Origin of the sequence: Synechococcus sp. WH 8101, from assembly GCF_004209775.1 — a bacterium.
Lineage (GTDB): Bacteria > Cyanobacteriota > Cyanobacteriia > PCC-6307 > Cyanobiaceae > Synechococcus_C.
Window position 1 is genome coordinate 1456822 of the sequence record NZ_CP035914.1, and the last position, 11895, is coordinate 1468716.

The following is an 11895-nucleotide window of genomic DNA, read 5'->3' on the forward strand; positions in this document are numbered from 1 at the left end:
GGCCATTGGCATTCCCGGCCCAGTCACCACGGTGCCGGTCCGCTGACCTGCCAAACTCTTCCAGCCTGCTCAGCCTGCGTCGATGTCGAAGCGTCACCCCGTTGTCGCCGTTACAGGGTCCTCCGGTGCCGGAACCAGCACTGTCAAAAGGGCCTTTGAACACATCTTCGCCAGGGAGAACATCACCCCGGCCGTGGTGGAAGGTGATAGCTACCACCGCTTCGAGCGCACAGCGATGAAGGAAGCCATGGCGGAGGCCATGGCGAAGGGCGAAAACTTCTCCCACTTCGGGCCGGAGGCCAATCTCTTCGACAAGCTCGAAGAGCTGTTCCGCATTTACGGCGAGAGCGGTGGTGGTCAGAAGCGCTACTACCTGCACAGCCCCGAGGAAGCGGCTGAGCACAACGCTCGCCTGGGTACCGATCTGGCCCCCGGTCAGTTCACCCCCTGGGAAAACATTCCCGCCGGCACCGACCTGCTCTTCTACGAAGGCCTGCACGGCGGTGTGCAGGGTGATGGCTACGACGTGGCTGCCCTCGCCGATCTTCTGGTGGGTGTGGTGCCGATCACAAACCTGGAATGGATCCAGAAGATCCACCGTGATAACGCCGAGCGTGGTTATTCGGCGGAAGCGATCGTTGACACGATCCTGCGCCGCATGCCCGACTACATCAATCACATCTGCCCGCAGTTCAGCCGCACGGACATCAACTTCCAGCGTGTCCCCACCGTGGACACCTCGAATCCCTTCATCTGCCGGAACATCCCGACGCCGGATGAAAGCTTTGTGATCATTCACTTCCGCAAGGGAGCCCGGGAGAAGTGGGGAATCGACTTCCCTTACCTGCTGAGCATGATCCACGATTCCTTCATGTCCAGCCCCACCAGCATCGTGGTGAACGGCGGCAAGATGGGCTTCGCCATGGAGCTGATCCTCACTCCGATCATTCATCGAATGATCGAAGAGAAGCAGAAGCTGGCCTGATTCATTTCCAGGCAGGAGCTCTATCGTGGGTCCATCTGAGCAATCAGGTGGGCCCATTTCCATTTCGCCGCCATCCTTTCTGATCAGTGGAGCCGGTGCCCCCATCGGTTCAACGCCGCGATGGGATCGGGTCAACAGCCAAGCGCTGATTGCCCTCGCTAGACAGATCTATTTCCGTTATCTCAGCGAAGCAACGCGAAGCCAGGAACCCAGTGGTGTGGTCGTCTGCCAGCGGAGCGGTGAAGGCCGGGTGGTGTTTGAGCCGCCAACCCTGCTGCCGGATGAGGAATTCCTCTCCACAGCACTGCTGCGCAATCGCGCCCGGCGCTCCGGTGGGCGCTGAAGCCTCCCCCCCATGGCCGCCTTCCTTGCCCTGATGCCGCCCCTCGCCCCGGTGCTGATCCTTTTCGGGGCCTGCGTGGGCAGTTTTCTCAATGTGGTGGTCTGGCGGCTTCCCCGCCGCGAATCGCTGATCTGGCCCGGTAGCCATTGCCCCAACTGCGGCCACGCCGTGCGCTGGCACGACAACATCCCGCTGCTCGGATGGCTGCTGCTGAGGGGCCGCTGCCGCGACTGCGCCTGGCCGATCCCTGCGCGTTACCCCGCCACCGAAGTGCTCTGTGGCGGGCTCTGGCTCACGGCGGCATGGGCCCACGGATCAGCCCTCCATCTGATCGCCGGCCTCGTGCTGGTCAGCCTGCTCCTCACCCTGAGCCTGATCGACTGCGACCATCTCTGGTTACCCGAACCGCTCTGCCGCAGCGGCGTGATCCTGGGGTTGGTGGCCACAGTTGCCCTCACAACGCCGGAACGCTGGCTCGATCACCTGCTGGCGGCGGCGGCCGCACTGCTGGTAATGGAGGGACTGAGCGCTCTGGCGGAGCGACTTCTCGGGCAACCGGCCCTCGGGCTCGGGGATGCCAAACTCGCCGCCCTCGGGGGTGCCTGGCTCGGCCTGGCCGGAATCACCGCCGCCATGGCCCTGGCGGTGTGCAGCGGCGCGATCCTCGGCCTCCTGGGCCGGATCAGCGGGCGCCTCGGCCCCCGGCAACCGTTTCCCTTTGGTCCGTTCATCGCTCTTGGCATCTGGTTGGTGTGGCTCACCGGGCCCCTGTGGTGGTGGCAGAGCTGGATGCGACTGATCGGGGCGAGCTGAGCGTTGCTGCGATGCGATGGGTCTTAAATAGGGCCCAGCAGGAGCGATGACGTGTCACTGTTCGACTGGTTTGCTGATCGCCGCAAGGGTCAATCGGTGAACAAGGTGGCCCAGGAACCGGAAGAGGGCGATGGCCTCTGGAGCAAATGCCCGGAATGCTCTCAGGTGGTGTATCGCAAAGATCTGCTGGCCAATGCCAGCGTGTGTAGCAACTGCGGTCATCACCACCGCATCGACAGCAGTGAGCGGATCGCCGTGATCGTCGATCCCGGCAGTTTCGTTCCTCTTGACACCGACCTGGAACCCACCGATCCCCTGGGATTCAAGGATCGTCGCGCCTACGCCGAACGCCTGCGGGAGATGCAGGCGAAAACAGGCCTGAAAGACGCCGTGGTGACCGGGCTCTGCCGTGTCGAGCACCATCGCATGGCCCTGGCGGTGATGGATTTCCGCTTCATGGGCGGCTCGATGGGCTCGGTGGTGGGAGAGAAGATCACCCGCCTGGTGGAACGGGCCACCGAGGAGCGCCTGCCACTACTGATCGTGTGCGCCTCAGGGGGGGCGCGCATGCAGGAGGGGATGCTGAGCTTGATGCAGATGGCGAAGATCTCCGGGGCGCTGGAGCGCCATCGCGACGCGGGCCTGCTCTACATGCCCCTGCTCACCCACCCCACCACCGGAGGTGTGACCGCCAGCTTCGCCATGCTCGGAGACCTGATCCTTGCCGAACCGAAAGCCTTGATCGGCTTCGCCGGACGGCGCGTGATCGAACAGACCCTGAGGGAGAAACTGCCCGACAATTTCCAGACTGCTGAGTATCTGCAGGAGCACGGATTCGTCGACACGATCGTGCCCCGCACCCAGCTGCGCTCCACCCTGGCCCGACTGCTGCGGCTGCACGGCAGCCGTCCGCTGGAGGCCGTGGGTTGATGGGGCGCCTGCGCCAGTGGTGTCGAGGGGTTCTGCTCTGCGGCGTGGTTCTTCTGCTGAGCTGGTGCTGGAGCGGACCGGTCTGGGCAGGCCCCGTCGACTGGCGTGAGGTTCCCGCCACGAGCGAAGGCCGCCAGTGGTGGGATGCGGGCAGCCTGCGCCGCGATCGAGACGGCAACCTCTCGGTGTTGAGCCGCTACACCGCAGAGACCGATCCCGACACCCCCAGCCTGGGGACCCTGGTGGTGATGCAGATTGACTGCGGCCAGAAGCTGTATCGCGACAAACAGGTGAATGGATTGCCGCGCTGGGGTGCCCAGTGGGAAGCTGCCGGCGATGACGCCCTGATCAGCAACGTGATCGAGGCGGTCTGCAGCTCTGCTCCGGCCTGAATGCCTCTCTCTGCCTCGAATTCTCCCTCAAACGTCCCAGCGCAGATCGGCGTCGCCATCGCTGGCCTCGGCTTCGGCGAAGCTGTGCATCTCCCAGCACTGCACAGCCTGACCGATGCCCAGCCTGTGGCGCTCTGGCATCCCCGCGCCGAACGGCTCGATCAGGCCTGCGCCCAGCATGGGCTGAAGGGGTACCACCACTGGGATGCCCTCCTGGCCGATCCGGCCGTTGAGGCCATCGTGATCGCCACCCCACCGCAGGCACGGTTCGATCTCGCTCGCCGCGCCCTTGAGGCGGGCAAACACCTGCTGCTGGAAAAACCGGTCGCCCTCGAGGCTGACCAGGTGGCCGATCTGCAGCGACTCGCGATCCGGCAGGGCTGCAGCGTGGCGGTGGATTTTGAATATCGGGCCGTGCCGCTGTTCATGCAGGCGGAACGCCTCCTGGCGGCGGGGGCGATTGGCACCCCCTGGCTGGTGAAACTGGATTGGCTGATGAGCAGCCGCGCCAACCCCGAACGGCCCTGGACCTGGTATTCGTCAGCCGAGCAGGGGGGCGGTGTCATCGGCGCCCTGGGCACCCATGCCTTCGACATGCTCGCCTGGTTGGTGGGGGAGATCGATCAACTCCAGGCGTTGCAGCACACGGCCATCGCGGCACGCCCCCTGCCCGGTGGCGGCCAGGCCGCGGTTGATGCGGAGGATGTGGCCCTGATCCAGGCCCGCCTGCTCAGCCATGGAGGCACTGGGCCTGTGCCCGCCCAGGTGAGCCTCGCGTCTGTGGCGCGCAACGGGCGCGGCTGTTGGCTGGAGATCTATGGCTCCGAAGGAAGCCTGGTGCTGGGCAGCGACAATCAAAAGGATTATGTGCACGGGTTCGGACTCTGGCTGGCCCAGAACGGGGAGGCGCCCCGCAGCCTTCAGGCGGATGCAGATCTGCGCTTCGCCACCACCTGGAGCGACGGGCGGGTGGCTCCCGTGGCGCGCATCCAGCAGTGGTGGATCGACAGCATCCGCTCCGGCCGCCCCATGCTGCCGGGGCTGAGCGAAGGGCTACGCAGCCAGCAGGCCTGTGACCGCTGCAGACTGACGCCTTGGGACAAGCCCGGAACAACACGGAATCGGTCGAATGAGATCCGGTAGATTCGCCCGCATTCGTCCCCACGACGTACCACCACCGAGGATTTCACCATGGCGCTCGTTCCGCTTCGGCTTCTGCTCGACCATGCCGCTGAGAACGGCTACGGCATTCCTGCGTTCAACGTGAACAACCTGGAGCAGGTGCAGGCGATCATGGAAGCCGCTGCCGAAACCGACAGCCCCGTGATCCTGCAGGCCTCCCGCGGCGCCCGCAGCTACGCCGGTGAGATCTTCCTGCGCCACTTGATCCTGGCCGCCACCGAGACCTATCCGAACATCCCGGTGGTGATGCACCAGGACCATGGCAACGCCCCTTCCACCTGCTACTCCGCTGCCATCAACGGTTTCACCTCCGTGATGATGGATGGTTCTCTGGAAGCCGATGCCAAGACCCCGGCCAGCTACGACTACAACGTGGCGGTCACCAAGGAAGTGGTGGATTTCGCCCATTCTGTGGGTGTGAGCGTCGAGGGCGAACTGGGTTGCCTCGGTTCCCTGGAAACCGGCAAGGGTGAAGCCGAGGACGGCCACGGTTTCGAAGGCGAACTGTCGAAGGACATGCTCCTCACCGATCCGGCCGAGGCTGCTGATTTCGTTGCCAAGACCAAGGTGGATGCCCTGGCGATCGCCATCGGCACCAGCCATGGCGCCTACAAGTTCACCCGCAAACCCACCGGTGAAGTGCTGGCGATCAGCCGCATCGCTGAGATCCACAAAGCCATCCCCAACACCCACCTGGTGATGCACGGCTCTTCCTCCGTGCCTCAGGAGTGGCTCGACATGATCAACAAGTTCGGCGGTCAGATCCCCGAGACCTACGGCGTCCCCGTCGAAGAGATCCAGGAGGGCATCCGCAACGGTGTGCGCAAGGTGAACATCGACACCGACAATCGCCTTGCCTTCACCGCCGCTGTGCGTGAGGCGGCCTTCGCCGATCCCGCCAATTTTGATCCCCGTCACTTCAACAAGCCGGCCCGCAAGTACATGAAGCAGGTCTGCCTCGATCGTTACCAGCAGTTCTGGTGCGCCGGCCAGGCCAGCAAGATCAAGCAGCAGAGCATCAACTACTACGCCGATCTCTACGCCAAAGGCCAGCTCGATCCCAAAACCGCTGTGGCCGCCTGATCACCGCACGGATCGATCCAGAACAGTTGGGGGGGGGCTATGCCCCCCCTTTTTGATGGAATCAGAACGGACCTTCAGCGCAGTGCCAGGGACCCGCTGCGGCCATCCAGGAGCGCCATCTGGCCCAGTGGTAAGGCCAGGTTCGGCTGGCCGTGACCCACCGGCAGATCCATCACCAGCGGAACTCCCAAATCGCCCAGGCGCTCCTCGAGGATCGCCGCCATCGAGAAATCGCCGGGGAGGATGTCATCTTCCGCCCAGCTGAAGCGGCCGGTGCCGATCCCGGCGACACCCCGCAACACCCCGGCGCTGCGCCATTGGGTCAGCATGCGATCGACCCGATAGGGCGCTTCCCCCACATCCTCCAGCACAAGAATCGCCCCCTCGAGTGAAGGCCACCACGGTGTGCCGATCAGATGGGTCGCCACCGTGAGGTTGGTCACGACCAGGGGACCGGTGGCCCGACCGGGCCGAACAGCCCGACCCGTGAGTGGCGCCACCTCGCGGCCGCTCAGCAACTCCACCGTTCGTTGCCACTGGGCTTCGCTGCCACCGCTGGAGCCATGAATCGCGCCGCGGGAGCCTGCGGCCCACTGCGCCAGCAAAAGAGAGCTGGTGTCGGAAAAGCCCAGGGTCCAGAGGGAACGACGAGGAAACTGGAAGCCAGCTTCAAGAACCCGAGCACCACCCCAACCGGCCCCCACCACGATCAGGCCATCAAGGCTTGGATCGCGCCAGGCCTCCTCCAGGGCTGCACAACGCTGGGCATCCGTACCGGCGAACCACTGCCATTGACGCCGCACCGATACCGGAATCTCCAGGTGCCAACCCTGCGCCGCGCAGCGGTTCTGCAACGGCGTGAAGTCGGTGTCGGGGGCGATCCAGGTGCCCAGATTGAGCGCTCGCAAGCGCGACCCAGGACGCAGCGGTGAGGGTGGGGGTAGCGGTGACGGCAAGGAGCGACCCCGCACCCAAGCGGGAAGCGCCGAACCGAGCAGGGCCCAAGCACTGCTGCTCAGAACGGTGCTGCTCAGAAACGTGCGACGCCGCATCGTCATCGCCCGAGCCCCCCGATATCAGGCGATCAGAGCGCGCAGGAGGCCCTGACCATCGACTCCGCCGATCTGGGGATCGCAGGCACGTTCCGGGTGGGGCATCAAGCCGAGCACAGTGCCGCTGGCATTGGTGATCCCGGCGATATCCGCGATCGAGCCGTTGGGATTGTTGCAGTAGCGCAGAGCAATGGCATCGTCGTCCTGCAGCTGCTTGAGCGTGTCCTCGCTGCACTGATAGCGCCCCTCACCGTGGGCGATGGGCAGCACGATTTCACTGCCGACGCTCTGATCCCGCAACCAGGGCGTGCGAGAGCTGGCCACAGACAGCGCAGCGTCTTCACAAATGAAATGGAGGTTCTGGTTGCGGGTCAGAGCACCGGGCAGCAGGCCCAGCTCCGTCAGCACCTGAAACCCATTGCAGATGCCCAGCACCCGCCCGCCTTTGGCGGCGAAGTCGACCAGAGCCTGAAGCACGGGAGCAAAGCGGGCAATGGCACCGCAACGCAGGTAATCGCCGTAGCTGAATCCGCCCGGCAACACCACCGCATCCAAGCCGCTCAGGTCTTGGTCCTCATGCCAGAGGAAACGGGTGGGCAAGCCGAGGCAGCCCTCAGTGGCCCAACGCACGTCCCGGTCACAGTTGGAGCCGGGAAAAATGACCACCCCGATGCTCATGACTGCTGCAGCTCCAGGCTCCAGTTTTCGATCACGGGATTGGCCAACAGCCGATCGCTGAGCAGCTCCAGTCGCCGCCGGGCCTCCTGCTCATCGGGCGCCTCCAGCTCCAGCTCCACCGCTTTGCCGATTCGCAGCTTGCTCACCCCGTCGACTCCGAGGCGGACCGCTGCGGCACGGGTGGCCTCTCCAGCCGGATCGAGCACGGAGGGACGCAGGTTCACCAAGACGCGGGCTTGAAAACGCGGCACGGACTCCGGGCGGGGATTGTTAAATCTTGACAGGCCGGGGCACCGCTGCCGGAGCGCTCTGGGCACGTTGAAGGCAGGCCGCCATCAGCGCCTTGGCTCTCGCTCCTGCCCAACGGATGCCGTTAGCTCGCCTGCGTGGAGGGCGCTGGATCGCCGTGGGCGCCCTGGGCCTGGCACTCGCGGTCGCGCCGACAAGCCAGGCCGCCGGGCCCCCGGAACTGGTGCTTGAGCTGGAATGCCGCGAGAACGGTGGTCGCTGGCAGACCTGCCGAATGGGGGTGGTGAAGCTGGGGGAGGAGTGGTGGCTGGATCTGGCCCATCAACGCATCCGCTTCCGTCATGACGGCAGCGGCCGGATGCGCATGAAAGGGTCGCGTGATCCGAGCTGGCAATCGGTGCAGGCCCGCTGGATCGCCGAGCGCACCCTTTGCTGGGACGGGGTCTGCGCCCGGGGAGACCTGCCCCTGGATTGAGGGCGAGGTGCAAGCGAAAGCCAAACCGGGAACTGGCTTTTTCTCTCGTGAGCGTTAAAAACAATCCGTAGTTTCGGCATCCGTTTGCGCGCTGCCGATGCCGCTATCCCGGCTCACCACTGCCCTGCTGCTGACCGTTGGGCTGAGCTCCGGTGTCGCCAGGGCCGACACCAGCCCGGAGCAGTGGCTGGCCCTGCTTCAGGAGCGCCAGGAATCGGTGCTGGTGTTGGAGCGCACCGATCGCTCCCTCCAGCCCACCGGCGATCCGATCTGGGATCTGCGCCTTGAGATCCCCGGCCAACCGCCACGCCATTACCCGGCCCTCAGCGGCCGTGCCAATCGCCAACAGGCCAACCGGGACCAGATGGGCAGCCGGGCCCCCCTCCCCCGGGGCCATTACACCCTCGGCGCCGTGGAGCCCCTCGCCGACGGCGCCTATCCGGAGCTGGGTCCGGTCTGGATCAGCATTGAGCCCACCTTCCCCACCGGTCGACGCGTGCTCGGCATCCATCAGGATCCCAGCGCCGGTCTGAATGGCAACAGCGGTACCCTCGGCTGCATCGGCCTCATTCACCGCAAGGACCTGCTGGAACTGTCTGCGCTGATTCAACGCAGCGGCACCCGTCAGCTCGTAGTGCGCCACTGAGGTTTCCTCATCCGCCTCTGGGGCCACCGATCGGCCACTGAGGCCACGCAGCTGAAAGGAGCGACGTTTGAGCCCAATTCCAACCCTGCCATTGCTGACAGCGCCCCTTGATGTGGCGGCGGCTCCAGCACCGCTGCGGCGGCGGGTGCTCCTGGCCTACGGGATCGGCGATGCGGGCACTGGCATGGCAGCGGCGCTCGTGGGGTTCTACCTCTTCGTGTTTTACACAGCCGTTGCCGGCCTGCCCCCCTGGCTGGCTGGCACGGTGCTCATGGTGGTGCGTCTCTGGGATGTGTTCAGCGATCAGCTGATCGGCTGGCTCGGAGACCGCACCCGCAGCCGGATGGGGCCCCGCATCCCCTGGATGCTGGCCAGCGCCCTGCCCCTGGGGATTTCGATGGCCCTGATGTGGTGGGTTCCACCATTCCCGGATCCCTGGCGCTTCCTCTGGTTTGTGTTGATCGCCAGCCTGTTTCAGGCCTCCTATTCCGGTGTGAATCTGCCCTATTCGGCCCTGGCCACCGAGCTCAGCACCGACGTGAATCTGCGCACGAGGCTCAACAGCGCCCGCTTCACCGGGTCCGTGTTGGCCTCCCTGGTGGGCCTGCTTCTGGGCGCCGCCCTGAGCCACAAGGGCGCTGCGGGGTACTGGAGCATCGGCCTGGCCGCGGGAGCGATTCTGATTGTGGGCAGCCTGCTCAGTGCCTTCGGACTGGCTCCGGCAGCGGCCCGATGTCAGCGTCCGAGCCAGGAGCATCGCCCGCTGCTGCCCCAGTTACGCAGCCTGAGCCACAACGGATTCTTCCTGCGGGTGGTGTCGCTCTATCTCCTGGTGTGGGGCGCTCTGCAGCTGATGCAGCCCGTGGCGATCATCTTTCTCTCCGATGGCCTGCACCTGCCCCACAGCTGGAGCACCTCCCTGCTGATTCCCTTCCAGATCAGTGCGATGGTGGGGATCTGGATCTGGAATCAGGTGGCAGCGCAGCGCAGTCGCTTGCTCGCACTGCAGATCGGGGGATCCGCCTGGGTGATCCTGTGTCTGATCACCATGCTGCTGCCCGCTCTGCCCCAGGGGCAGACTCCTCTGGCGCCGGCCAATCGCACCGACCTGGCCCTCTTGCTGGTCAGCCTGGTGGGGCTTGGCATCAGTGCCGCCACCGCCTATCTGCTGCCCTGGGCTTTTCTCCCCGATGCAGTGGATGCGGAAACGGAGCATCCGGCTGGCCTGATCACGGCCTTCATGGTGCAGATTCAGAAACTCGGCAGTGCCCTGTCGGTGTTCGCCCTCGGGCTGCTGTTGAGCTGGAGCGGCTACAACCCCGCCCTCAACGACAACCAACCCGCAAGCGCCCTGGTGATGATCCGTCTGTGCATGGGGCTGATCCCCGCGCTGCTGGTAGTCGCCAGCCTCTGGGTCATGCGGGACTGGAACCGGTTGTTGGCGACAAAGCCAGCAGCTGGGCGCTGAGCTGATCCGCTGCCGCCGGATCGAATCCGATCAGCACCAGATCCACACCCACACCAGTGGCCGGACGCCAGGCCTGCTCGGGTGCGGCTTCAAACCAGCTGTCGAGCCTGGGGCCCACCATTTGGAGCTGGAGGGGCAGGCTTTTGCCTTCCAGCCACATGCGCCCTTTCAGGCGAATCACCCGATGCGCCTGCACAAAGGCAGGCAGGCTGTGCTCCAGTTGCTGCCGCGTCAGTGGCACCTCAAGGCGCACACTGCCGCCAACCACCTCCACATGGCTGTGGTCGTGATGGTCGTGATCGTGATGGCCGTCGTGGTGATGGCTGTCCTGGTGATGGCTGTCGTGATGATCGCCCGTTGGCGTGGGCTCGGCGGCCGAGGCCGTGTTGAGGCCCAACACAATCCTTGGATCCACCTGCCCCCGCTCCATCGCCAACAGGCCCGTGCCAGGACGCACCCGCTCTTGCAACTGGGCCTGGAGTGCGGCCAAAGCCGAAGAATCCAGCCGGTCGGCACGACTGATTAACACCTGATCGGCCGCCTGCAACTGATCCTCAAACAGCTCGTCGATCGAGCTGAGGTGATCGAGGCTGGGATCCTCTAGGCGCTGCTGCTCCAGGGCTTTCGGATCACCCACCGGACTCCCGGCAACCAGGGCCTCCCCATCCACCACCGTGACCACACCGTTCACCACCACCCGGGAGCGCACCTCCGGCCAGGCCAAGGCCTGAAGCAGCGGACGGGGAAGCGCCAACCCACTCGTTTCAACGACGATCCCATCGAGGCGGTCAGCACGCTCCAGCAGGGTGTTCATCGTGGGCAAGAAGTCGTCCTGAACCGTGCAGCAGAGGCAACCGTTGTTCAACTCCACCAGTCGCCCATCGAGCTCATCCTCCGGGCAGAAGCCGCAACTGCGGATGAGATCCCCATCCAGCCCCACAGTGCCGAATTCATTGACCATCACCGCCAGGCGCTGACCGCTTTGGGCGAGCAGATGGCGCAGCAGGGTGGTTTTGCCGGCCCCTAGGAAGCCGGTGATCACGGTGACGGGAAGCCTGGCCATCAGCGGCAACCCAGACTGTCGCGGGTGATCACACCAGTGCGGCTGTTCTCTCCAGCGGCGCGGGCACAGAGGGCCTTCAGCTGTGGCAGATCAATCACGGCATCCGTGAAATCAGCACCTTCAATCTGGGCATCGCCGAAGCGGCTCTGCATCAGCATGGCGTTGGTGAACACGGCATTGCGCAGATCGGCACCATCAAAACGACTGGCAAAGGCCACCACATCCGAAAGATCAGCACCCTGGAGATCGGCACCCTGCAGAGAGGAGGTGTTGATCACAGCCCCGCGAAGATCACTCCCCGACAGATCAACCCCTTGCAGATCCGCCTTCAGAAACTCCTTTTCCTTGAGATCCATCCCGTGCATGTCGGGAACGATCTCCTGAACAGCCCGTTGCCCGCGCAATTCGGGAGCCGTGATGGCCAGGGCCGGTGCAGCGGGGAGCCAGAGCCCGATTGCAAGAACGCAGGCAGCCAAGCTGATCGCCAGGGTGGTAAAGCGGCGGAAAACACGCATGCGCGGCAGAGGAAGCGTCAT

Annotated in this window: 15 protein-coding genes; 10 read left to right on the forward strand and 5 right to left on the reverse strand. The window is 64.9% G+C overall.

The features are described 5' to 3' along the window. Positions 1 to 82: 82 nt before the first annotated feature. The 7 genes from SynWH8101_RS07635 to fba are packed head-to-tail and all read left to right on the forward strand — an operon-like array spanning position 83 to position 5728. Entirely contained in the window at positions 83 to 985 is a 903-nt protein-coding gene (locus tag SynWH8101_RS07635; protein ID WP_130129253.1) for a phosphoribulokinase, read from the forward strand. A gap of 25 nt (positions 986 to 1010) precedes the next feature. Continuing rightward, positions 1011 to 1328: a hypothetical protein gene (locus SynWH8101_RS07640; RefSeq protein WP_174719505.1), complete on the forward strand. Its 318-nt coding sequence runs from the start codon at positions 1011 to 1013 to the stop codon at positions 1326 to 1328. A 12-nt stretch (positions 1329 to 1340) separates the two neighbouring features. Then, positions 1341 to 2141, forward strand: coding sequence for an A24 family peptidase (locus SynWH8101_RS07645; protein WP_130129254.1), 801 nt, complete (start codon positions 1341 to 1343; stop codon positions 2139 to 2141). Between the two features lie 51 nt (positions 2142 to 2192). Further along, on the forward strand, positions 2193 to 3071 hold the full coding sequence (accD, locus tag SynWH8101_RS07650; RefSeq protein ID WP_130129255.1) for an acetyl-CoA carboxylase, carboxyltransferase subunit beta: 879 nt from the start codon (positions 2193 to 2195) through the stop codon (positions 3069 to 3071). Beyond that, positions 3071 to 3463: a hypothetical protein gene (locus tag SynWH8101_RS07655; RefSeq protein WP_130129256.1), complete on the forward strand. Its 393-nt coding sequence runs from the start codon at positions 3071 to 3073 to the stop codon at positions 3461 to 3463. The genes accD and SynWH8101_RS07655 overlap by 1 nt, the downstream gene beginning before the upstream one ends. Continuing rightward, positions 3464 to 4606 carry a Gfo/Idh/MocA family protein gene (locus SynWH8101_RS07660; RefSeq protein WP_130129257.1) on the forward strand — a complete coding sequence of 381 codons (1143 nt, stop codon included), beginning with the start codon at positions 3464 to 3466 and terminating at the stop codon, positions 4604 to 4606. A 48-nt stretch (positions 4607 to 4654) separates the two neighbouring features. Next, the gene (fba, locus tag SynWH8101_RS07665) at positions 4655 to 5728 is read left to right on the forward strand and encodes a class II fructose-bisphosphate aldolase (RefSeq protein WP_130129258.1); all 1074 of its coding nucleotides are present in this window, start codon (positions 4655 to 4657) and stop codon (positions 5726 to 5728) included. 74 nt (positions 5729 to 5802) lie between these two features. Here the strand turns inward: fba and SynWH8101_RS07670 are convergent, their stop codons facing one another. Genes SynWH8101_RS07670 through purS form a run of 3 tightly spaced genes read right to left on the reverse strand, consistent with a single transcriptional unit; the run spans position 5803 to position 7709 of the window. Continuing rightward, complete coding sequence (locus SynWH8101_RS07670; protein WP_370587027.1) at positions 5803 to 6780, reverse strand: LD-carboxypeptidase; 978 nt, start codon at positions 6778 to 6780, stop codon at positions 5803 to 5805. 24 nt (positions 6781 to 6804) lie between these two features. Next, entirely contained in the window at positions 6805 to 7458 is a 654-nt protein-coding gene (gene purQ, locus SynWH8101_RS07675; RefSeq protein ID WP_130129260.1) for a phosphoribosylformylglycinamidine synthase subunit PurQ, read from the reverse strand. Continuing rightward, complete coding sequence (gene purS, locus SynWH8101_RS07680) at positions 7455 to 7709, reverse strand: phosphoribosylformylglycinamidine synthase subunit PurS (RefSeq protein ID WP_130129261.1); 255 nt, start codon at positions 7707 to 7709, stop codon at positions 7455 to 7457. The genes purQ and purS overlap by 4 nt, the downstream gene beginning before the upstream one ends. A gap of 92 nt (positions 7710 to 7801) precedes the next feature. Between purS and SynWH8101_RS07685 the strand changes: the two genes are divergently transcribed. The 3 genes from SynWH8101_RS07685 to SynWH8101_RS07695 all read left to right on the forward strand — a co-directional run bounded on the left by SynWH8101_RS07685 (position 7802) and on the right by SynWH8101_RS07695 (position 10296). After that, entirely contained in the window at positions 7802 to 8182 is a 381-nt protein-coding gene (locus tag SynWH8101_RS07685) for a hypothetical protein (protein ID WP_254427914.1), read from the forward strand. Between the two features lie 97 nt (positions 8183 to 8279). Beyond that, positions 8280 to 8828: a L,D-transpeptidase gene (locus SynWH8101_RS07690; protein ID WP_130129262.1), complete on the forward strand. Its 549-nt coding sequence runs from the start codon at positions 8280 to 8282 to the stop codon at positions 8826 to 8828. A gap of 67 nt (positions 8829 to 8895) precedes the next feature. Then, entirely contained in the window at positions 8896 to 10296 is a 1401-nt protein-coding gene (locus SynWH8101_RS07695; protein WP_254427915.1) for an MFS transporter, read from the forward strand. Here SynWH8101_RS07695 and cobW read toward each other — a convergent pair. Then, positions 10244 to 11359 carry a cobalamin biosynthesis protein CobW gene (gene cobW, locus SynWH8101_RS07700; RefSeq protein WP_130129263.1) on the reverse strand — a complete coding sequence of 372 codons (1116 nt, stop codon included), beginning with the start codon at positions 11357 to 11359 and terminating at the stop codon, positions 10244 to 10246. The genes SynWH8101_RS07695 and cobW overlap by 53 nt on opposite strands. Continuing rightward, a complete protein-coding gene (locus SynWH8101_RS07705; RefSeq protein WP_130129264.1) occupies positions 11359 to 11895 on the reverse strand; it encodes a pentapeptide repeat-containing protein in 537 nt (178 codons plus the stop codon). The genes cobW and SynWH8101_RS07705 overlap by 1 nt, the downstream gene beginning before the upstream one ends.

Excerpts from the sequence above, each read along its gene's own strand:
- SynWH8101_RS07635 (WP_130129253.1), top strand. The coding sequence starts at position 83 with ATGTCGAAGCGTCACCCCGTTGTCGCCGTTACAGGGTCCTCCGGTGCC.
- SynWH8101_RS07645 (WP_130129254.1), top strand. The coding sequence starts at position 1,341 with ATGGCCGCCTTCCTTGCCCTGATGCCGCCCCTCGCCCCGGTGCTGATC.
- SynWH8101_RS07655 (WP_130129256.1), top strand. The coding sequence starts at position 3,071 with ATGGGGCGCCTGCGCCAGTGGTGTCGAGGGGTTCTGCTCTGCGGCGTG.
- SynWH8101_RS07660 (WP_130129257.1), top strand. The coding sequence starts at position 3,464 with ATGCCTCTCTCTGCCTCGAATTCTCCCTCAAACGTCCCAGCGCAGATC.
- fba (WP_130129258.1), top strand. The coding sequence starts at position 4,655 with ATGGCGCTCGTTCCGCTTCGGCTTCTGCTCGACCATGCCGCTGAGAAC.
- SynWH8101_RS07670 (WP_370587027.1), bottom strand. The coding sequence starts at position 6,780 with ATGCGGCGTCGCACGTTTCTGAGCAGCACCGTTCTGAGCAGCAGTGCT.
- purQ (WP_130129260.1), bottom strand. The coding sequence starts at position 7,458 with ATGAGCATCGGGGTGGTCATTTTTCCCGGCTCCAACTGTGACCGGGAC.
- SynWH8101_RS07690 (WP_130129262.1), top strand. The coding sequence starts at position 8,280 with ATGCCGCTATCCCGGCTCACCACTGCCCTGCTGCTGACCGTTGGGCTG.
- cobW (WP_130129263.1), bottom strand. The coding sequence starts at position 11,359 with ATGGCCAGGCTTCCCGTCACCGTGATCACCGGCTTCCTAGGGGCCGGC.
- SynWH8101_RS07705 (WP_130129264.1), bottom strand. The coding sequence starts at position 11,895 with ATGACGCTTCCTCTGCCGCGCATGCGTGTTTTCCGCCGCTTTACCACC.